The sequence below is a fragment of the Variovorax sp. J31P207 genome, assembly GCF_030316965.1.
In the GTDB taxonomy this organism is placed as follows: Bacteria; Pseudomonadota; Gammaproteobacteria; order Burkholderiales; family Burkholderiaceae_C; genus Variovorax; species Variovorax ginsengisoli_B.
The window spans coordinates 66571-86836 of sequence record NZ_JASZYN010000021.1 but is presented as its reverse complement, the minus strand read 5'-3'; the positions used below and the strand labels follow the sequence as shown (position 1 = coordinate 86836).

Annotated in this window: 20 protein-coding genes; 14 read left to right on the top strand and 6 right to left on the bottom strand. The window is 69.1% G+C overall.

The window, feature by feature from the left end; genetic code table 11:
• Window positions 1–2: 2 nt before the first annotated feature.
• Genes QTI68_RS37730 through QTI68_RS37705 form a run of 6 tightly spaced genes read left to right on the top strand, consistent with a single transcriptional unit; the run spans window position 3 to window position 6069 of the window.
• A complete protein-coding gene (locus QTI68_RS37730) occupies window positions 3–1127 on the top strand; it encodes an acyl-CoA dehydrogenase family protein (RefSeq protein ID WP_286529382.1) in 1125 nt (374 codons plus the stop codon).
• Window positions 1128–1153: 26 nt separating this feature from the next.
• Window positions 1154–2143 carry a Bug family tripartite tricarboxylate transporter substrate binding protein gene (locus QTI68_RS37725; protein WP_286529381.1) on the top strand — a complete coding sequence of 330 codons (990 nt, stop codon included), beginning with the start codon at window positions 1154–1156 and terminating at the stop codon, window positions 2141–2143.
• A gap of 39 nt (window positions 2144–2182) precedes the next feature.
• Complete coding sequence (locus QTI68_RS37720; RefSeq protein WP_286529380.1) at window positions 2183–3127, top strand: SDR family oxidoreductase; 945 nt, start codon at window positions 2183–2185, stop codon at window positions 3125–3127.
• A complete protein-coding gene (locus QTI68_RS37715) occupies window positions 3124–4281 on the top strand; it encodes an acyl-CoA dehydrogenase family protein (RefSeq protein ID WP_286529379.1) in 1158 nt (385 codons plus the stop codon). Before QTI68_RS37720 ends, QTI68_RS37715 begins: the two co-directional genes overlap by 4 nt.
• 19 nt (window positions 4282–4300) lie before the next feature.
• Window positions 4301–5284, top strand: a complete 984-nt coding sequence (locus tag QTI68_RS37710) for an acyl-CoA dehydrogenase family protein (RefSeq protein WP_286529378.1) — start codon at window positions 4301–4303, stop codon at window positions 5282–5284.
• Window positions 5281–6069, top strand: coding sequence for a crotonase/enoyl-CoA hydratase family protein (locus QTI68_RS37705; RefSeq protein ID WP_286529377.1), 789 nt, complete (start codon window positions 5281–5283; stop codon window positions 6067–6069). Before QTI68_RS37710 ends, QTI68_RS37705 begins: the two co-directional genes overlap by 4 nt.
• 66 nt (window positions 6070–6135) lie before the next feature.
• Here the strand turns inward: QTI68_RS37705 and QTI68_RS37700 are convergent, their stop codons facing one another.
• Together QTI68_RS37700 and QTI68_RS37695 are read right to left on the bottom strand one after the other, a co-directional pair.
• The gene (locus tag QTI68_RS37700; RefSeq protein WP_286529376.1) at window positions 6136–7692 is read right to left on the bottom strand and encodes an acyl-CoA synthetase; all 1557 of its coding nucleotides are present in this window, start codon (window positions 7690–7692) and stop codon (window positions 6136–6138) included.
• Window positions 7693–7703: 11 nt separating this feature from the next.
• Complete coding sequence (locus tag QTI68_RS37695; RefSeq protein ID WP_503011806.1) at window positions 7704–9476, bottom strand: long-chain-fatty-acid--CoA ligase; 1773 nt, start codon at window positions 9474–9476, stop codon at window positions 7704–7706.
• Between the two features lie 164 nt (window positions 9477–9640).
• Between QTI68_RS37695 and QTI68_RS37690 the strand changes: the two genes are divergently transcribed.
• On the top strand, window positions 9641–10219 hold the full coding sequence (locus tag QTI68_RS37690) for a DUF2889 domain-containing protein (protein ID WP_286529374.1): 579 nt from the start codon (window positions 9641–9643) through the stop codon (window positions 10217–10219).
• 13 nt (window positions 10220–10232) lie between these two features.
• Here the strand turns inward: QTI68_RS37690 and QTI68_RS37685 are convergent, their stop codons facing one another.
• Window positions 10233–10955: a Crp/Fnr family transcriptional regulator gene (locus tag QTI68_RS37685; RefSeq protein ID WP_286529373.1), complete on the bottom strand. Its 723-nt coding sequence runs from the start codon at window positions 10953–10955 to the stop codon at window positions 10233–10235.
• Window positions 10956–11058: 103 nt separating this feature from the next.
• On the opposite strand from QTI68_RS37685, the gene QTI68_RS37680 reads away from it, so the two are divergent.
• The 4 genes from QTI68_RS37680 (at window position 11059) to QTI68_RS37665 (ending at window position 15274) form a co-directional block, all read left to right on the top strand.
• Window positions 11059–11979: a beta-keto acid cleavage family enzyme gene (locus tag QTI68_RS37680; protein WP_286529372.1), complete on the top strand. Its 921-nt coding sequence runs from the start codon at window positions 11059–11061 to the stop codon at window positions 11977–11979.
• A 2-nt stretch (window positions 11980–11981) separates the two neighbouring features.
• Window positions 11982–12947 carry a 3-hydroxyacyl-CoA dehydrogenase NAD-binding domain-containing protein gene (locus QTI68_RS37675; protein ID WP_286529371.1) on the top strand — a complete coding sequence of 322 codons (966 nt, stop codon included), beginning with the start codon at window positions 11982–11984 and terminating at the stop codon, window positions 12945–12947.
• Window positions 12948–12988: 41 nt separating this feature from the next.
• On the top strand, window positions 12989–14800 hold the full coding sequence (locus QTI68_RS37670; protein ID WP_286529370.1) for a feruloyl-CoA synthase: 1812 nt from the start codon (window positions 12989–12991) through the stop codon (window positions 14798–14800).
• A gap of 75 nt (window positions 14801–14875) precedes the next feature.
• Window positions 14876–15274, top strand: coding sequence for a surface-adhesin E family protein (locus QTI68_RS37665; RefSeq protein ID WP_286529369.1), 399 nt, complete (start codon window positions 14876–14878; stop codon window positions 15272–15274).
• On the opposite strand, the gene QTI68_RS37660 is transcribed toward QTI68_RS37665, so the two are convergent.
• Together QTI68_RS37660 and QTI68_RS37655 are read right to left on the bottom strand one after the other, a co-directional pair.
• Window positions 15271–15807 (bottom strand): DUF4136 domain-containing protein, encoded by a 537-nt coding sequence (locus QTI68_RS37660; protein ID WP_286529368.1) that lies wholly within the window; start codon window positions 15805–15807, stop codon window positions 15271–15273. The two genes, QTI68_RS37665 and QTI68_RS37660, sit on opposite strands and share 4 nt — an antisense overlap.
• 75 nt (window positions 15808–15882) lie before the next feature.
• Window positions 15883–16524, bottom strand: coding sequence for a LuxR C-terminal-related transcriptional regulator (locus QTI68_RS37655; RefSeq protein ID WP_286529367.1), 642 nt, complete (start codon window positions 16522–16524; stop codon window positions 15883–15885).
• Between the two features lie 216 nt (window positions 16525–16740).
• On the opposite strand from QTI68_RS37655, the gene QTI68_RS37650 reads away from it, so the two are divergent.
• The 3 genes from QTI68_RS37650 (at window position 16741) to QTI68_RS37640 (ending at window position 19864) form a co-directional block, all read left to right on the top strand.
• Entirely contained in the window at window positions 16741–17199 is a 459-nt protein-coding gene (locus QTI68_RS37650; RefSeq protein WP_286529366.1) for an FHA domain-containing protein, read from the top strand.
• 265 nt (window positions 17200–17464) lie between these two features.
• Window positions 17465–18190, top strand: coding sequence for an OmpW/AlkL family protein (locus tag QTI68_RS37645; RefSeq protein ID WP_286529364.1), 726 nt, complete (start codon window positions 17465–17467; stop codon window positions 18188–18190).
• A gap of 114 nt (window positions 18191–18304) precedes the next feature.
• On the top strand, window positions 18305–19864 hold the full coding sequence (locus QTI68_RS37640; protein ID WP_286529362.1) for a methyl-accepting chemotaxis protein: 1560 nt from the start codon (window positions 18305–18307) through the stop codon (window positions 19862–19864).
• A 2-nt stretch (window positions 19865–19866) separates the two neighbouring features.
• On the opposite strand, the gene QTI68_RS37635 is transcribed toward QTI68_RS37640, so the two are convergent.
• Window positions 19867–20259 (bottom strand): hypothetical protein, encoded by a 393-nt coding sequence (locus QTI68_RS37635; RefSeq protein WP_286529361.1) that lies wholly within the window; start codon window positions 20257–20259, stop codon window positions 19867–19869.
• Window positions 20260–20266: the final 7 nt, after the last annotated feature.

Sequence of the window (20266 nt, the reverse complement as noted above, 5' to 3'; positions counted from 1 at the left end):
CCATGCAATTCGATTTGAACGAAGACCAACAGGCGCTGGCGGAAAGCCTGTCGCGCCTGCTCGACGACCACTACGGCTTCGAGAAGCGCCGCGCCATCGCGGGCTCGGAAGCGGGCTGGAGCGAAGCGGTGTGGCGCAAGCTGGCCGAACTCGGCGTGACCGCACTGGGCATTCCCGAGGCGTTCGGCGGCCTCGGTGGCGGTGCTGGTGACCGGCTGCCCGTGATGCAGGCCTTCGGACGCGCGCTGCTGCTGGAGCCCTGTCTGGCATCGAGCGTGCTCGCCACCACGGCGGTGCTCGGAGCGGGCAGCGAAGCGCAGAAGGACGCCCTGCTGCCCCTGCTCGCCAGCGGAGAACTGCGCATGGCCTGGGCGCACGATGAAGCCGCTGGACGGCATGCGGCGCAGTGGGTCGAGACGCGTGCCCGCCTCGATGGAAACCAGTGGCGCCTCCACGGCGCCAAGTCGCTGGTGCTGCATGCCGGCGCGGCCAGCCGCTTCGTCGTGAGCGCACGCACCAGCGGCGAAGCCGGCGATGAAGACGGCCTGGCCCTCTTCCTCGTCGAAGCGGCCCATGCCAGGCTGCGGACGTTCCGGCTGGTCGACGACACGCCGGCCGGCGAGGTGGTGCTCGACGCGGCGGCCGCCGAACCATTGGGCAGTCCCGCGAACCACGCACGCGCTGCATCGGCGATCCGCGCCACGCTCGCCGCCGGCACCGCCGCCGTCTGCGCCGACATGGTCGGCACGATGGAAACCGCCTTCGCGCTGACCACCGCCTATGTCAACACCCGCAAACAGTTCGGCCGCCTGATCGGCGAATACCAGGCGCTGCGCCATCGCATCTCCGAGATGGCCGTCGCGCTCGAAATGGCGCGCAGCATGGCGATTGCAGCCGCCGTGGCGGTGGACGACCCGGCATCGGCCAACGCCGCCACCGACCTGCCGCGCGCCAAGCTTTGCATCGGCCGTCATGCGCGGGCGTTGTGCCAGCAGGCGATCCAGTCGCACGGCGGCATCGGCATGACGGAGGAATACGCGGTCGGGCATTGCCTGCGTCGCATCCATGTGCTGGACCACCTGTTCGGCAACGTCGACGCGCAGGCCGCTCGGCTGTCTCGCATCTGAATCGGATACCCAAACCGGAGACAAGAATGAAACATCTCAAGACCCTTCGCCTGCTGGGCGTCACGCTGGCCTCGCTGATGGCCTTCGCCCTGCCGCAGCATGCGGCGCAGGCGGCCGACCCCTTCCCGTCGCACCCGGTGCGATTCATCGTGCCGCTGGGCCCGGGCAGCGGCTCGGATACCGTCACACGACTGGTTGCCAAGCTGGCGACGCCGGAACTGGGCCAGTCGACCTTCGTGGAAAACAAGCCGGGCGGCGACGCGGTGCTGGCAGTCCAAGGCCTGCTGGCTTCACCGGCCGACGGCTACAGCGTGCTGATGCTGTCGCCTTCGTCGATGGTGATCAACCCGTTGGTCAACGACAGCCTGTCCTACGACCCGCAGAAGGACCTGCGTCCCGTCGCGACCATGCTGCGCAGCGCCGCCGTGCTCGTCACCGGCGCCAATTCGCCGTACAAGACCTTCGCGGAGGCCATGAACGCCGCACGCAAGGCACCGAAGACCGTGAGCATGGCGAGCTACAGCCATCACTACCGCATCGGCTCGCTGATGATGCAGAACGCGGCCGGCGTCGAGTTCAACTACATCCCCTACAAGAGCCCGAGCCAGGTGCAGACCGACCTGATGGGGGGGCAAGTGGACCTCGCCCTGCTCGACATCGGCGGCGCGCTGCCGTTGATCGCGGCCGGCAAGGTGCGTCCGCTGGCAGTGACCGGCAAGGAACGCCATCCCAAGCTCGCCAGCGTGCCCACGGTGCGCGAGAGCGGCCTGCCCGACTACGACCTCTACGTATGGATCGGCTTCGGCGTGAGCAGCAAGGTGCCGGACGCCGCCGCGAAGACGCTGGAGACCGCGCTGCTCAAGGCCATGGCGCAGCCGGAGTTCAAGACCTACGTGACCGAGATGGCGGGCGCCGAGGTGTACACCCTCCCCGGCAAGGAGATGGGCGCCATGATCGCTTCGGAAACCGCGCGCTACAAGGCGCTGGCCAGGCAGGTCGACATCGTGCAGCGCTGAGCCGCCGCACCCCGACAAAGAATGACTCAGGAGAAAGACATGCAACAGCTCTGCAAGGACCGCGTGGTCGTCATCACCGGCGCCGGCCGTGGCATCGGCCGCGAGTACGCGCTCGAATTCGCACGCCACGGCGCCAAGGTCGTGGTCAACGACCTGGGCGGACGCGGCGACGGCGCTCCCGGCGCCGCCACCGGCCCGGCCCTCGAAGTCGTCGCCGAGATCGAAGCCATGGGCGGCCAGGCGGTCGCCAACGCGGACGATGTCGCCGACTGGAACGGGGCCAGGCGGATGATCGACGCCGCCATCGAGACCTTCGGCGGCCTCGACGTGCTGGTCAACAACGCGGGCATCCTGCGCGACCGTACGCTCGTCAACATGGACGAGGAAGACTGGGACGCGGTGATCCGCGTCCACCTGCGCGGCACCTTCGCACCCTCGCGCCATGCCGCCGCCTACTGGCGCAACGAGTCGAAGGCCGGGCGCCAGCGCGACGCACGGATCATCAACACGAGTTCGTCCTCGGGGCTCTATTGCAACGCCGGCCAGTCGAACTACGGCGCGGCCAAGGCCGGCATCGCCGCGCTGTCGGTGATTGCCTCTCGCGAGCTGGACCGCTACGGTGTGACCGTGAACGCCATCTACCCGACCGCCATGAGCCGCCTGACCGAAGACATCTTCGCCAGCCCCAAGTGGCAGGCGATCCGCAACGAAGCCCCGGGTTTCGATCCGCTCGACCCGTCCAACGTCGCGCCGCTGGTGGCATGGCTGGGCAGCAGCGCATCGCGCGGCATCACCGGCCGCGTGTTCGGGGCGCGGGGTGGCCGCATCACCGTGGCCGAAGGCTGGCACGCCGGCCCCCGAATCGAAAAGACAGGTCGCTGGACCGTCGAGGAACTCGGCGAACTGATCCCCGGCCTCGTGCAGCAAGCCGCGCCGAACGCACTGACCACCGGCGAGATCCCGGTCGAAGAGGTCGCGTCATGACCCAGATGCTCGAAGCCTTCCGCCTGGCGCAGTTACCCGAGGAAGCGCAGGCTTTTCGCAAGGAGGTGCGCGAGTTCCTGGCGACCAACCTCGAGCCCGCGGCACCCGCGGTGCGGGCGCGCACCTGGATGGGCTTCGACGCCGCCTTCAGCCGGCGCCTCGCCGCGCGCGGCTGGGTCGGCATCACCTTGCCCAGCCAGTACGGCGGCGCGGGCCTCGATGCCTTCCGCCGTTTCGTGCTGGTCGAAGAGCTGCTCGCGGCCGGCGCGCCGGTCGCTGCGCACTGGATCGCCGACCGCCAGAGCGGGCCGCTGATCAACAAGTTCGGAACCGAAGCGCAGAAGGACTTCTACCTGCCGCGCATCTGCCGTGGCGAAGCCTTCTTCTGCATCGGCATGAGCGAGCCGAACTCGGGCTCGGACCTGGCGAGCGTGCGCACGCGCGCGACCCGGGTTGAAGGCGGCTGGCGCCTGACCGGCCGCAAGATATGGACGACCAACGCGCACCGCTCGCACTACATGATCGCGCTGGTGCGCACCTCGGGCGCGCCGGAAGACCGCCAGGGCGGCCTGTCGCAATTGATCGTCGACCTGTCGCTGCCCGGCATCGAGATCCGGCCGATCGTCGACCTGACCGGCGATGCGCACTTCTCGGAAGTGACCTTCGACGACGTCTTCCTCAAGGACGATGCGCTGATCGGCGACGAAGGCAGCGGCTGGATGCAGGTCAACGCCGAACTCGCCTTCGAGCGCAGCGGGCCGGAGCGCCTGTACTCGAGCGTCGTGCTGCTCGACACCTGGTTGGCGAGCCTGCGCAAGACCGGCTTCTCGGCCTCGGATGCGGCGCTGCTGGGCGGCTTCACCACGCAGCTGGCGACCTTGCGCAGCCTGTCGGTGGCAGTCACCACCAAGCTCGCGCGCGGCGAAAGCCCGGTGGTCGAAGCCGCGCTGGTGAAGGACATCGGCACGGAATTCGAGCAGGCCATTCCTGCCGCCATCGAAGCCGCAGTGGCGGCCGACCCGACGCGCGCCGTCGATGCCGACCTGCATCGCACGCTGGCCTACCTGAGCCAGATCTCGCCGACCTTCTCGCTGCGCGGCGGCACGCGCGAGATCCTGCGCGGCATGATCGCGCGCGGCCTCGGACTGCGCTGAACACGAAGGAGACACGAACATGTTTACCGAAGCCATCGAGGCGATCCTCGCCAACCAGTGCACGCCGGGGGCGATCCGCGCGATCGAGAACGGCGGAACGACAGCGGCGCTGTGGGGCGCGCTCGCGGACAACGGATTCCTGGAGCTGATGGCGAGCGAAGCCGCCGGCGGCGCGGGGCTCGACCTGGAAGCGATCTTTCCGATCTTCGTGGCCTTCGGGCGCCACGCGGTGCCGGTGCCTGCGGCGCAGAGCATCGCCGCGCGCGCCCTGCTCCGCGACGCGGCAGCGCCGAAAGGCATGGTCACGCTCGCGGCCCATGTACGGCGAGAAGCCGATGGTTCGCTCAGCGCGGCCCACGTGGCTTTCGGCGGCATCGCGGACCACGCGCTCGCCGATGTCGACGGCGCGCTCGTGCTGCTCGACTGCGCCAAGGCCGAACGCACCGCGACCGGCGTGCGCGGCAGCCAGGCCGCGTCGCTGCACTGGGCCCCAGGATCGGTCCCCGCACCCATCGGCGACAACGGCCACGCGCTTGCTGTCTTCAGCGCCGCACTGCATGCGGCCGCGATCGCCGGCGCGATGGAACGCATGTTCGCGATGACGCTCGGCTACTGCAACGACCGCGTGCAGTTCGGCAAGGCCATCGGCAAGTTCCAGGCGGTGCAGCACCAGCTCAGCGTGATGGCCGAGCATGTGGCGTGCGCCGGCGTGGCGGCGGAGCTGGCCTTCAAGGGCGGCGAAAAAGTCCCTGCCCTGCTTGCCGCAGCAACCGCCAAGGCCCGCACCAGCGCATCCGTGTCCCTCGTGGCTTCGACCGCCCACGCGCTGCACGGTGCTATCGGCGTCACCGAGGAATTCGACCTCCAGCTCTACAGCCGGCGCCTGCATGAATGGCGCATGGCCGACGGCTCGGAGGCGTACTGGAACCGCATCGTCGGCGAGGCCGTGCTCGGGCACGCGGCGCCGTCGGTCCTGCAATTCGTGATGGAGGAGATCCTGTGAGCCAATTCCTGAACTACGAGCAAGAGGGGCACATCGTCACCCTGACGATGAACGACCCCGAGCGCCGCAACGCGCTCACCGGCAACAGCGCGGTGCCGGAATTCCTCGCGGCCATCGACCGCATCCATGCCGACCATTCGGTGCGGGCAGTGATCCTCACCGGATCGGGCAGCGCCTTCTCGTCCGGCGGCAACGTGCGCGACATGGGCCGCTACAGCGCCATGCCGGGCATGGAGCTGCGGCGCGAATACCGGCTGGGCATCCAGAAGCTGCCGCTCGCGCTGTTCAACCTCGAAGTGCCCGTGGTCGCGGCGGTCAACGGGGCGGCCATCGGCGCCGGGCTCGATCTCGCGTGCATGTGCGACATCCGTGTCGCCGCCGAGGACGCGAAATTCGCCGAGAGCTTCGTCAAGCTCGGGATCATTCCGGGCGATGGCGGCGCCTGGCTGCTGCCGCGCATCATCGGCCTGTCGCGCGCGACCGAGCTCACCTTGACAGGACAAACGATCGATGCCCGCCAGGCGCTCGAATGGAACCTGGTGTCGCGTGTGGTGACGGCCGACCAGTTGCTGCCGACGGCCCGCGAGATCGCGGGTGCGATCGCCGCGAATCCGCCGCATGCGGTGCGTCTCGCCAAGCGCCTGCTGCGCGAAGCCCTTCACACCCGGCTCGACACGCTGCTGGAGATGTCCGCGGCCTTCCAGGTGATGTCGCACCAGACGGCGGACCATCAGGAAGCGGTATCGGCCTTCGTCGAGAAGCGCAAGCCGGAGTTCCGGGGATAGAAAGGCATCGCTCTCCCCAATGAAAACGCCGGCATTCGCCGGCGTTCTGTTTTTGGGTTCGGCGCATCAATGCACCTGCCGCAGCTGCCCGGCCCAATGCGGCTCGCGGAGTTCGCGCTTGAGCACCTTGCCCGCCGCCGACAGCGGCAGTGCCGCGCGGAACTCGATGGTCTTCGGGCACTTGTAGCCCGCGATGTGGCGACGGCAGTGATCGTGCAGGCCGGTGTCGTCCACGTCCGCTCCCGGCTTGCGCACCACCACCGCATGCACCGCCTCGCCCCACTGCGCATGCGGCACCCCGATGACCGCGCAGGCCTGCACGGCCGGGTGGCGCGCGATCACGTTCTCGACCTCGGCCGAATACACGTTCTCGCCGCCACTCACGATCATGTCCTTGAGACGGTCGACGATGAACACATGGCCCTCGTCATCCATCCGCGCGCCGTCGCCGGTGCAGAGCCAGCCCTGGCGAATGGCGCGCGCCGTCTCTTCGGGCTTGTTCCAGTAGCCACGCATCACGTTGGGCCCGCGCACGATCAGCTCGCCGACCTCGCCGCGCGGCAGCTCCCGGCCCTCGCCGTCGACCACCTGCACCGCGACCCCCGGCGTCGCCCGGCCCGCGGAGCGCGACAGCCCCGAGGCGCGGCCGGCCGCGCCGTGGTTCTCCGGCGGGTTCGAGGTCACGCCGCCGGCCTCGGTCAAGCCGTAGGAATGGGTGAATTCCACACCAGGCAAGAGGCCCATGGCGCGCTCCAGCACCGACTCCGCGATCGGCGACGCGCCATAGACCATGCGCCGCAGGCTGTCGAGGCGGAAGCAGTCGAACTCGGGATGCGTGATGAGCGCCTGCAGCATGGTCGGCACCAGCAGCACGTCGGTCACGCCCTCGCGTTCGATCGTCTGCAGCACCTCGCGCGCATCGAAGCCAGGTACCAGCACATGGCTTTCTCCGGCCACGAACTGAACCAGCGCACGCCCGATGCCACCGATGTGGAACAGCGGCGCGACATGCAGCGCGATGCTCGGCCCCGCGTTCAGCGGCGTCTGCACCAGCCGCTGCATGCAGATGGCCCACAGGCTCCAGTGGCTGTGCATCACGCCCTTGGGAAAGCCGGTGGTTCCGCCGGTGTAGAGGATGCACGCCAGGTCGTCGCCGCTGCAGCCCGCGTCCCCGACCGGCGTTGCGGCCTCGATCAGCGACTCGCAGCGCAACATGCCGTCAGGTGTTCCGGCGTCGCCCGTATGGATGAAGACCGGCACGCGCCTGGCGGTCGCGCGGATGCCCTCGACCCGGGCCAGGAAATGGTCGTCGACCAGCAGGATGCCGGTGTCACAGTCGTCGAGCGAATAGACCATCTCGGGCACGCTCCATCGCGTGTTGACCGGGTTGAGCACCCCGCCGGCCCACCACACGGCCATCATCTGTTCGAGCCAGCGGTCGGCGTTGAGGCCCAGCACGCCGACGCGGTCGCCCGGCTTCAAGCCCAGGGTCTTCAATGCGCCAGCCAGGCGCGCCACGCGATCGCCGAAGCTGCGGAAACTCTGGCGCCGGCCGTGGAACACGGTGGCGACGCGCTCGGGCGTGGACTGGATCGAGCGCTGCAGCGCAAGCGTCATGGACATGGGTCTGGCCTTCAGCGGACGAGGGGGGTTTCTTCGGTGGGCGATGCGGCGCGCGCTTCCTGCTCCTGCAGTTCGCGCCAGGCGATCTTTCCGGTCGGGGACTTGGGCAGTTCGTCGACGATCTGCACGATGCGCGGCGCCTTGTAGGCCGCCATATGCTCGCGACACCAGGCCAGCAGGCTGGCGCCGTCGTCGCTGCTGCCGCGCCTGAGCGTCACGACCGCCTTGACCGTTTCGCCGCGGCGCGCATCGGGCGCGGCGATCACGCAGGCTTCGAGGATCGACGGATGCGCATGCAGCGCCGCCTCGACCTCGGCCGGCCAGACCTTGAAGCCCGAGGCATTGATCATCCGCTTGAGCCGGTCGCGCATGAACACATAGCCTTCCGGGTCCACGCTCGCGAGGTCGCCGGTGCGGAAGAAGCGCTTGCCGTCCCTCACGAAGAAGCTCTGTGCATTGGCCTCGGGATGGTTCCAGTAGCCGAGCATGGTCTGCGCGGCGTGCACGACGATCTCGCCGACCTGGCCCTGCGGCACTTCCCGCAGGGTCTCCGGATCGACGATGCGCAATTCAACGCCGAAGGTGGGCACGCCGAGGCAACCCTTCTTCGGCTTGTGCACCGGGTTCGCGCAAAGAAAGCTCGCGCTTTCGGTCAGGCCGTAGCCCTCGATGTAGTCCAGCCCGTAGCGGGACTTGAGGATGTCGTTGACATGCTGCGGCGTCGCCGCACCGCCGCCGGTCACCATCGACAGGCTGCCGAGGTCGCGCGACTCGATGCCGGGTTGCGCGAAGAAGTCGACCAGCATCGCCGGCAGCGCGGCCCAGAAGCTCACGCGGTGCCGCTCGATCAACATCGCCGCGGCCTCACGGTCCCAGCGTGGCATCAGCACGATGGTGCCGCCCCAGAAGATGGCGGAGTTGACGTTGTTCTGCAGCCCCAGCAGATGGAAGAGCGGCGCGACCGCGAGGTAGACCGATGACGGGTTGGTGCGCCGCCACAGCGACGAGCCCACGCTCGAGGTCATCACCGTGCGGTGCGTGTGGACGCAAGCCTTGGGCTTGCCGGTGGTGCCCGAGGTGTAGGGCAGCATGCAGAGGTCGTCCGGGCCGGCGCGGTGCGGCGCGGGCACATGCGCCAGCGCGAGGGCCGTATTCCACGATTCGGCGCCCGGCGGAAGTTCGACCTCGGCGATGCGCGTGCGCAGCCAGTCCGGCGTGGGCAGGCCGGGCTCGTCGTCGCCGAGTGCGTCGCCGTAGGCATGCACGACCACCTTGCGCAGCGGGCCCTTGCCCAGCAGCGGCATCACGCGGCCCTGCAGTTCGCTGGCCACGAAGGCCACCACGGCGCCGCTGTCGTCGACGATGTGCTCGAGTTCGTCCTGCAGCAGCATGGCGTTGACCGGCACGAAGACCGCATCGGCACGCAGGATCGCGAAATAGGCCGCGATGAACTGCGGGCAGTTCTGGCTGAACACGATCACGCGATCTCCCTGCGCAACGCCACAGGCCTGCTGCAGATAGCCGGCCATGGCTTCGACCTGGCCCAGCAGTTCGGCGTAGCGGGTCGATGTGCCGTGGAAGTGGATCGCCGTCTTCGCCGGATAGCGCTGCGCCGAGGTCTCGAGATTGCGGAACAGGCTGGTGTCCGGAATGTGCGCGGAACGCGGCAGCCCGGCGCGGGCATGCGCCGGATCGAGGCCCAGCGCGCCGCGGGGACGTTCGATCACGCCCTGGGGCGGAGGGCAAGGGTGTGCCGATGTCCGTGTCGCGCTGGATGCATCCATGGGGTCCGTCCGAAGTTGCGTTGTCTCTCTGATCGAAGTCGAGTAGACCAGCGCCCCCACCGCCGCCGGCCACCCCGAACGGGTGGTCGTCCGACGCCCCCTCGTGCAGTGACCACCCACCCGGGGTAGTGCGGAACGCGCGGGCCCTGCAGACCATAGGGCCCATGGAATCCCACACCCCCGCCCCGCCCGGCCGACGGCTGCTCCACACGCGCGAGATCGTCTGCCATGGCTACCTTCGCGACGACGGCCTGCTCGATGTCGAAGGAACGATGAAGGACATATCTCCCGACGGCAGCGACCTCTTCTTCAAGCGGCTCGCGCCCGGGGAGGACCTCCACCGCATGCGCATCACCCTGACGGTCGACACCGACCTCGTCATCCGCCAGGTGAAGGTGCACACCGAGGCCGCGCCCACGCCGTACTGCGCCGACGGCAACGCCGCCTACGAGGCGTTGCAGGGGCTGCAAATAGGCCCAGGCTTCACCAAGCGGGTCCGGGCGCTGGTCGGCGGCGCCAAGGGGTGCACGCACCTCACCGAACTGTTCGGCCCGCTGGCGACGACCGCGATGCAGGCGCTGCACGCGTGGCGCCGTGAAACCGGCAGCCTGCGCGCCGCGCACCAGGGCGAAGCCCCGCTGCCCCGCCCCTGGCTGGCCGGCACCTGCCAGGCCTACCGCCACGACGGCGAAGCGCTCAAGGTCATCTGGCCCCTGCACCGGCGGGCCGAGCCGACAGCCTGAGCCTCCCGGCCGCTCAGATCTGGTCGACGAACCGCCGCAGCCCTTCCAGGTCGACGACGGTGATCCCGCCATACTCGATCTGCAGCAGCCCCGCCGCCCGCAGCCGGTTCAAGGCCGCGTTGCAGCGCTGCCGCGACAGCCCGGAAAGATTGGCGATCTCCTCCTGCGACGTCTCCAGGTGCGCCTGCCCCAGCGGATGCAGCCATGGGTGGAACAGCCCCGCGATCGCCCTGGCCACCTGGCCGTCGGCGTCCAGCAGGCGCTGGGCCGCGTAGTTGCCCATGAACCAGTGCAGCCGCTCGTTGATCTGCACCAGCAGGAAGTGGTTGAAGCTAAGCTGCGTGCGGTGCAGCCACTCGAAGGTCTCGATCGGCAGCACCGCCACCCGGCTGTCGCGCAGCGCGATGATGTCGGCCGTGCGCGGCACCGCGCGCAGCAGCGTGCCCTCGCCGGCCCAACTGCCCACCGACAGGCCACCGAAGGTCACCGAGCGGCCGTCGTCCGAGGTGATCGACCACTTGAGCAGGCCTTCGAGCGTGCCGTACCAGTGCAGCGGGGTCTCGCCGCGCCGGCACAGCGCCGCGCCGGCGGCCACGTGCTCCTCGCGCATCTCGTCCAGCACCCGGGCCTGGGCGTCGGCATCGAGCTCGGCGAACCAGCCCGAGACTTCGAGCAGGCCCGGGATGGAGAGGGAAAGGGACTCGTGTTGTCTCTGATGGTGCGGCTTGTGGGGCATGGGCGATCCTCGCCTCGTAAACCCTGATCCAAAATGTCGTCGCGATGACTGCCAGGGGGATGCAGGCCAAAAATAATACCCTGCTGTTCACAGGAGACCACCGATGTCGAAGCGCAAAGTGATCGTGACCATCGCCCCCACCGGCGGCATGGCCCACAAGTCGCAGAACCCCCACCTGCCCACCCAGCCCGCCGAGATCGCCGCCGACGTGGTGGCCTGCTGGCGGGCCGGCGCCAGCGTGGTCGCCCTGCACGCCCGCCGCCCCGACGACGGCGCCACCTGCAACGCCGACGTCTACCGCGACATCAACACCCGCATCCGCGCGGCCGGCTGCGACATCGTCATCAACAACTCCACCGGCGGCGGGGTGCACGGCGACATGATCAAGCCGCTGCCGGGCGACCGCTGGGAGATCGCCTTCGAGGAGCGCATCAAGGGCATGGACGCCGGCGCCGAGATGTGCACGCTCGACGCCACCACGCTCAACCTCTCCTTCGAGGGCCGCGAGATCCTCATGGACACGCCCCTGACCAAGGGCCGGGCCCTGGCCGCCGGCATGAAGGCGCGCGGCATCAAGCCCGAATGGGAGGTGTTCAGCCCCACCCACATCCTGCAGGACACCACCACGCTGATCCAGGAAGGGCTGGACGACGAGCCCTACTTCATCAACCTGGTGATGAACGTGCACCGCAACTTCCAGAACGCGATGCCTTACTCGCCGCGCAACCTGCAGATGATGGTCGACACGCTGCCCAAGGGCGCGATCTTCGGCGTCAGCGGCATCGGCCCGTCGCAGCTCGAGGCCAACATCGCGGCGCTGCTGCTGGGCGGCCATGCGCGCGTGGGCCTGGAAGACAACCTCTACTACCGGCACGGCGAGCTGGCCACCAACCTGCAGCTGACCGAGCGCATCGTGCGGATCATCCGCGAGATGGACATGGAACCCGCCACGCCGGCCGAGGCGCGCGAGATCATGGGCCTGCCGCGCATCGGCGCACCCCGGCCCGAGTTCGCACCGCGCTGAACATGACAGGCACCGAGATGAGCAACACGCCATCGGACGTGAAACGGGTGGCGGTGGTCGCCACCGGCGTCATCGGCGCCAGCTGGGCCGCCTACTTCCTGGCGCGCGGTCTCGACGTCGACGCCACCGACCCTTCGCCCGGCGCCGAGGCGCGGCTGCGCGAAGCGGTGGCACAGCACTGGCCCACGATGGTCCGCTTCGGGCTCGCCGACGGCGCCTCGCCCGAGCGACTGCGCTTCCACGCGCGGCTCGAGGACGCGGTCGCCCAGGCCGACTTCGTGCAAGAGAACGGCCCCGAGCGCATCGACATCAAGATCGACCTGTTCCGCCGGATGGACGCGGCGGCGCCGTCCGCCACCTTGCTGGCGTCGAGCTCCTCGGGGCTGGCGATCAGCGCGGTGCAGTCCGAATGCCGGCACCCCGGGCGCGTGGTGCTGGGCCATCCGTTCAACCCGCCGCACCTGATCCCGCTGGTCGAGGTGGTCGGCGGCGAGCACACCTCGGCCGAGGCGATCGCGCAAGCGATGGCTTTCTACAGCGCCATCGGCAAGCGCCCGATCCACGTCCGGCGCGAGGTCAAGGGCCACATCGCGAACCGGCTGCAGGCGGCGCTGTGGCGCGAGGCCTTCCACCTGGTCGAGCAGGGCGTGGCCTCGGTCGCCGACATCGACACCGCGATCGCGCACGGCCCGGGCCTGCGCTGGGCGCTGATGGGCCCGTTCATGAACCTGCACCTGTCGGGCGGCGCCGGTGGCATCGCGCACCTGCTCGACCACCTGGGCGGGCCGATCGAGGACTGGTGGCACGACCTCGGCGCTCCCTCGATGACGGCCGAACTCAAGCGCCAGGTGGCCGAGGGCATGGCCGACGAACTGGGCGGGCGGCGCAGCGCCGACCTCGAAGCGGCGCGCGACGCCCTGCTGCTGGACCTGATCCGCGCCAAGGCCGCCTCGGCCACGCTCGAATAAGACAAGACCACAAGGCCCGACAGCGGCCTGGAGACATGCACATGGCCCCCAACGGCTTCCTGGACGACGCGCGCCAGATCGCGCCGCCGCGCGCGCTGCGCATCGACTTCGACGACGGCTCCTTCGCCCTGCGCTCGCCGGTGGCGCTGCGGCCCTACGCCCGCTGCGTCGGCGAGTGGCTCGAGCGCTGGGCGCGCGAAACGCCCGACGCGATCGCGCTGGCCGAGCGCGACGACAGCGGCGAGGGCTGGCGCCGGCTCGACTACCGCGCGCTGCGGCAGGCCGTGGGCGCGGTGGCGCAGGGCCTGCTCGACCTGGGCGTGCCGGCCGAGCGGCCGGTGGTGATCCTGTCCGACAACGCGATCGACCATGCCGTGCTGATGCTGGCGACCCTGCACATCGGCCGCACGGCCTGCTCGCTGTCGAGCGCCTACTCGCGCATGGCCAAAGACCCGGCGCGGCTGCACGGCATGCTGCGCGCGCTCGACCCGGCGCTGGTCTATGCGTCGGACGCCAGGCTCTACGGCGCCGCGCTCGACGGCCTGGCGCTCGACGCGGCGCGGGTCTTCAGCCGGCACGCCGACAGCGTGCCGGGCGCGCTGTCCTTCGAGCGCCTTCTGCAGACGCCCGAGACGCCGGCCGTGAGGCAGGCCTTCGAGGCGATCCTGCCCGACGACCATGCCAAGTACCTGTTGACCTCGGGCTCGACCGGGCGCCCCAAGGTGGTGATCAACACCCACCGCATGCTGTGCGCCAACCAGCAGATGATGGCGCAGACCTGGCGCTTCCTGGACGACGAGAAGCCGGTGCTGGTCGACTGGCTGCCGTGGAGCCACACCTTCGGCGGCAACCACAACCTGCACATGGTGCTGTGCCATGGCGGCGCGCTCTACATCGACGAAGGCCGGCCGGCACCGGGACTGATCGAGAAGACTTTGCGCAACCTGCGCGAGGTGCGCCCGACGCTGCTGTTCAACGTGCCGCGCGGCTTCGACATGCTGCTGCCCTTCCTGGAAGCCGACGATGCGCTGGCGGCCGAGGTGATGTCGCGGCTGCGTCTGGCCTTCTATGCCGCGGCGGCGCTGGCGCCGTCGACCTGGCAGCGGCTGGAGGCGGTCGCGCGGCGCGTGCGGCCGGGGCACCCGCTGTGGCTCACCACCTCATGGGGCGCCACCGAGACCTCGCCGGCCATCACCTCGGCGCACTGGCGGCTCGACGGCGCCGGCTGCATCGGCGCGCCGCTGCCGGGGCTGGAGCTGAAGTTCGTGCCCAACGGCGACAAGCTGGAGATGCGGGTCAAGGGCGTGTCGGTGTTCCCGGGCTACCGCAACGCGCCGCGCGAGACCGCCGAGGCCTTCGACGACGAGGGCTACTACCGCATCGGCGACGCCGGCTACCTGGCGGACCCGGCCCGGCCCGAGCGCGGCGTGATGTTCCACGGCCGCGTGGCCGAGGATTTCAAGCTCGCCAGCGGCACCTGGGTCTCGGTCGGCACGCTGCGGGTCGACCTGGTGTCGCGGCTGGCGCCGCTGGTGCAGGACATCGTGGTCACGGGCCACGACCGCAGCGAGATCGGGCTGCTGGTGTTCGCCAGCCCGCAGGCCGCGGCGCAACCGCGCGAGGCCCTGCACGCCGCCCTGCTCGACGTGATGCGCGCGCTGCGCGATGGCGGCGCCGGCTCGTCGCAATGCCCGGTGCGGGCGCTGGTGCTGGGCGCGCCGCCCGACATCGATGCCGGCGAGATCACCGACAAGGGCTACATCAACCAGCGCGCGGTGCTCACGCGGCGCGCCGCCGAGGTCGAGCGACTGCATGCGGAGGGCGACGATCCGGAGGTGGTCAGACTGGCGTAAGCGGCGGGCGATCCGCGCTGGCTAGAATCGAAAATTCATCGCCGGCGGAGATTTCTCGACGTGAGAAGGTGGTTCGTGTTGTTCGGATTGTTCGCCTGCCAGGCCCAGGCGCAGTCCCCCTGGTTCACCGTCACGGGCAACCCGGCCGATCCGGCTGTCGACACGGTCGAGGTCGATCCGGTCGCGGTGCGCACCGACGGCGCGCTCAAGACCATGAACGTGCGCGTGAGCCGCGCCGCCGAGCGGCGCAACTGGGACGGCCAGCCCTACCGCTCCTACGAATCCCGGGTGGTGTTCGACTGCCGGGCCCGCAAGGCCTCCTACGTCGAGGCGACCTTCTATCCCGTGCCGCTGTGGCGCGGCCCCCCCAGGCCCACTGTCGACTACGGCGCCAATCCCCAGCCGATGCTGTTCCGCGACGTCGAGCCGAACCCGACCCAGCGGCTGATCCGCGCCGCCTGCCGTTCGCACTAGCGTTTCGGGGCCCCCGGCGGGAAGTCGGCGAACAGTCGGTCGAGCGTGCGCTGCACCGAGGCGTCGAGCCGCGACGGATCGTCGGGCAGCACGCCTTCCGCACTGCCGCGCCAGATCGCGCGCCGGCTCTTGGAGTCGAACATGTCGACCACCAGCGTGCCGGCCCGGTAGTTGTCGACCGACATGGTCACGCTGTCGCGCGCGCCGCTGAAGCCCAGCCAGCGCAGGTCGTGGCCGATGCCGCTGTAGAAGTTGTTGAAGGTCTGGCCGTCGCGCGTGGTCACGTGGGCCGCGACATGCACCTCGCCCTCGGCGACCCGCTTCCAGCCGCGCGCCTGCAGCCGGGTGTCGATGCCCTGGATGACGCTCTGCGGCACCAGCGCCGGGTCGCCCGCCGGCTCGGCAATCCAGCTGTAGCTGCGGTAGCTGTCGAAACTGGCCTTGGCGTCGAAGTCGGTCTTGACGGTCACCGGGCTCGCGCAGGCCGCCAGCAGGCTCGCCAGCGCGAGGGCAAGGAATCGTCGTCCGATCATGGGTTCTCCTGAGTGGCGAGCGTCCGGCGGACGCCCTGCGGCAGGATGGTACAGCCGGGCCGCGGCGGCCCGGGCTCAGGCGACGGCGGCGAGCGCGTTCGAGGCCAGGTGGCCGTTGGTGCGCGCGTAGTGCAGCGCCTGGGTCCGGCTGTTGACGCCGATGCGGCGGTACAGGCGCCACATGTGGACCTTGACCGTGTCTTCGCTGATCTCGAGCCGCTCGGCCATCTCGCGATTGCCCAGCCCCTCGGCGATCAGCTGCACCAGCTGGACCTGGCGCCGGGTCAGGCCGGCGCTGCTCTCGGGCGCGGCGGCCGGGGTTTCGTCCTTGTCCTGCTCGGACTTCAGCACGCTGCGCAGGGCCTTGATGAGGCCGGCGGCATCGGAGGCCTTCTCGATGTAGATGTCGGCGCCGGCCGAGAGGCACAGCGCCTCCATGTCGGCCGCGGGCAGCGCGGAGTAGACCGCGATCGGCACCTCGGGGTGCTCGCGCCGCGCCGCCTCGACGCCGTCGCAGCCCTTGGTGTCGGGCAGGTTGAGGTCGAGGCAGATCAGGTCGGCGGCGCCGTTGCGCTCGACCGCGCCGGCCAGCTTGTCGAGACGATCGATCTCGACGATGCCCGCCGCCGGCTGCAGCCGCCGCAGCATCAGGGCAATGGCGTCTCTCATCATCGGGTGGTCGTCCACCACATAGAAGACATTGCGCGCTTTTCTCATTACCAGGTTCTTTCCGACACTCGGGATGGCTCCGGCGAACAGATTCGCCGAAAGGGCCGAGCGTAGTGGACGAAACAACCGATTGCGAGCCCCTCCCGGCGTCCGGACCCTCGCGAGCGCGACCTAAGTCTCAGTTTTCGGAACTCGATCGACTTCAGGAATCGCCCGGCATTGCCGAAATGCGATCACCTCAACCAACCGAGCAACGAGATTGAAATGTCCAGACTCATCGTCCTGACCCGCCACGGAAGCGTCCGGCAGGTCAACATCAAGGGCCCGATCACCACGATCGGGCGCGACCCGTCATGCGGGGTCCACATCGACAGCCTGGGGGTCAGCCGCCATCACGCGGCGATCCACTGGACCGGCGACCGCTTCGTGCTGACCGACCTGGCCAGCCGCAACGGCACCTTCGTCAACAAGATGCGGATCCGCGAGCGCGCCCTGGCCAACGGCGACGCGATCAGCACCGGCGACTGCCAGCTGCGCTTCCTGTACGAGACCCGGCCGCTGCCCACCGAAGAAGCGCTGCGGCTGGTCACGCTGTCGCACGCGCCGGTCGACATCGATGCCGCCGTACGCGAGCGCAGCGACTGGGCCACCTTCTTCCGCCAGGGCGCCCGGGCCCGGCATGGCGACGGCCACCGCTCCGGCCGCGGCGAGCGGCGCGTCTGACCGGCCCCGCCCCCGCTCCGCCCGCCCCGCTCCCGTCGGGGCGGTTTTCTTTTGGGGCAAAAAAATGGCCCGCACAAGGCGGGCCGAATGATCCCTGGTCAGAAGATCCCTGGAGAACCAGCCTTGTTATCGACAGATCGTGAAAAAACTTGAGGGTTGGCCGCCAGTTCCGAAACTGTTACAGAGGCGACACTTGTAAGTGAACCCTCGCTCTGTCAACTTATCCTATGGAGTCCTCCCGCTACCTCCCCAACACGGACATCAGATGAAGACGAAGTTTTTTGCACTCGCAGCCCTTGCCGCCCTCGGATCGGGCAGCGCCCTGGCCCAGAAGGCCGGCGATTGGCAGGTCGGTGCCGGCTGGCTGCACTTCGCGCCGCAAGACTCGAGCAAGCCCCTCACGTTCACCTCGCCGGTCGCCGCGGTGGTGCCGGGCTCCGGCGCCAGCGTCGGCACCTCCGACACGCTCGGCCTCAACCTCACCTATTTCATCGACAGCCACTGGGCGGTCGAAGGCGTGATGGGCGTGCCGCCGAAGTTCGAGCTCTCGGGCGAAGGCACGCTGGGCCCGATCGGCGAGCTCGGCGAAGCCCGGCAGTGGAGCCCGACCCTGCTGGCCAAGTACTACTTCAACGACGGCGAAGCCAGGTTCCGCCCCTACGTCGGCCTCGGCGCGACCTACGTCTGGTACAGCGACGTCAAGCTCACGCCCGGCCTGCAGGGCGCGCTCGCCAACCGGCTGGGCCTGCCGCCATCGGCCCTGTCGGCGACCACGGCCAAGCTTGACAGCTCGTTCACGGCGGTGTTCAACGCCGGTGTCGCCTACCAGTTCGATCCGCACTGGGGCATGGCCTTCTCGGTCTCGTACATCCCGCTCAAGACCACGGCCAAGCTGACCACCACGGCGCGCGGCTTCCCGGTCGCCACCAGCGAGTCGAGCCTGAAGGTGAATCCGATCGTTCCGTACCTGGCGGTCACCTACAAGTTCTAAGACGGGCCGCGCTCGACGGGCGTGATCCGGACGGACGGGGCGAGACCTCAAGTATTTCGGCGGGCTGCCGATATACCTGGGCGTTCTCCCTTCGTCCCATCTGGAATCACGACCATGTTCTTGAACAATTTTTCGATAGGCAGGCGCCTGGCCCTCGTGCTGGGCGCCATCCTGGCCCTGTTCCTCGCCACCAGCTTGTTCGCGGTGCTGAAGCTGCGCGAGCTCGGCGTCGAGATCGAGGGCATGGTGACCGACAACGTCAAGACCGAGCGCGCCGCCTCGGACTGGCTGCGCCACACCAACTCGGGCGTGCAGCGCGCCGCCGCGATCGCCAAGAGCAGCGATCCGAGCCTGGTCGCGTACTTCGCGCCGGCCACCGCGGCCTCGATCAAGGACACCAACGTACTGCAGAAGTTCATCGAAGGCCAGATGACCGCGCCCGAGGAACGGGCGCTGTTCCAGAAGGTCGGCGAGCTGCGCAAGGACTACCTCGCCGCCCGCGAGGAAGTGAGCAAGCTCAAGCTCGCGGGCGACCTCGAAGGCGCCGAACGGGTTTTCAGCTCGCGCTTCGAGCCGACCTCGGTCAGCTACCTGGCCGGTGTCCAGCAGATGGTCGACCTGCAGCGCGCAGCGCTCGACGCCGCCGCCGAGCGGGCCCAGGCCATGCGCGCGCAGACCACCACGCTGCTGATGGTCTGCTCCGCTGTGACGCTGGTGCTCGGCAGCCTGCTGGCCTGGGGCCTGTCGCGCAGCATCACGCGGCCCCTGCGCCGCGCCGAGGCCACCGCCCAGGCGATCGGCGCGATGGACCTGAGCGGCACGGCCGAAGCCAGCTACGCCAAGGACGAGACCGGCCTGCTGCTGCGCGCGATCGACGGCATGCGCACGGCCCTGCAGACGTCGCTGCAGCAAGTGCATGGCGTGGTCGCGAACGTGTCGACCGCCAGCACGCAGATCGCGACCGGCAACCAGGACCTGTCCTCGCGCACCGAGCAGCAGGCCAGCTCGCTCGAAGAAACGGCTGCCTCGATGGAAGAACTGACTTCGACGGTGAAGCAGAACGCCGACAACGCGCGCCAGGCCAATCAACTCGCGGTCTCGGCTTCCGAAGTGGCCGTCAAGGGCGGCAGCGTGGTGAGCCAGGTGGTCGGCACCATGGGCTCGATCAACGCCTCCTCGCGCAAGATCGTGGACATCATCGGCGTGATCGACGGCATCGCCTTCCAGACCAACATCCTGGCGTTGAACGCGGCGGTGGAAGCCGCACGCGCCGGTGAACAGGGTCGCGGCTTCGCGGTGGTGGCGTCGGAAGTGCGCAGCCTGGCGCAGCGCTCGGCGGCTGCGGCCAAGGAGATCAAGACCCTGATCGGCGACTCGGTGGAGAAGGTCGAGGAGGGCAGCAAGCAGGTGGCGGAAGCCGGCAAGACGATGGAAGAGATCGTCGACAGCGTCAAGCGGGTGACCGACATCATGGGCGAGATCACGGCGGCCAGCCAGGAGCAGACCTCCGGCATCGAGCAGATCAACCAGGCGATCACGCAGATGGACCAGGTGACGCAGCAGAACGCGGCACTGGTCGAGCAGGCCTCGGCCGCGGCGCAGTCGCTTCAGGAGCAGGCCGGCAACCTGTCGCAGGTGGTGGGCGCGTTCAAGCTCGAGAAGAGCTACGGCTGAGCCTAGACATCCGCCTCTTCGTCCTTCTCCGGATGCGTTTCGCTGAAGCGCCGTTCGGCGGCCGTGAGGTGGGTGGTGAGCACGTGCGAGATCAGGTTGATGCCGATCCCGGCGAACAGCGCCGGCAGCAGGTAGAGCGCCACCCGGATCTCCGAGACGAAGAACACGTCGTCCGCCAGCGAGGGCGTGACCGCGGCCAGGCTGGACAGCCGCTGCAGGAAGTAGACGTTGACGGCCGCGATCGCGACCAGCGAGAAACCCAGCGCCAGCACCGTCCAGCGCGAGATCGCCTGCTTGAAGATCATCACGCCGTAGAGCGTGAACGGCAGCACCACCGAGAAAGCCACCATCAGCCAGAAGATCGTTTCCGTGAAGACAGAGTTGCTGATGCGCATGGCTGGA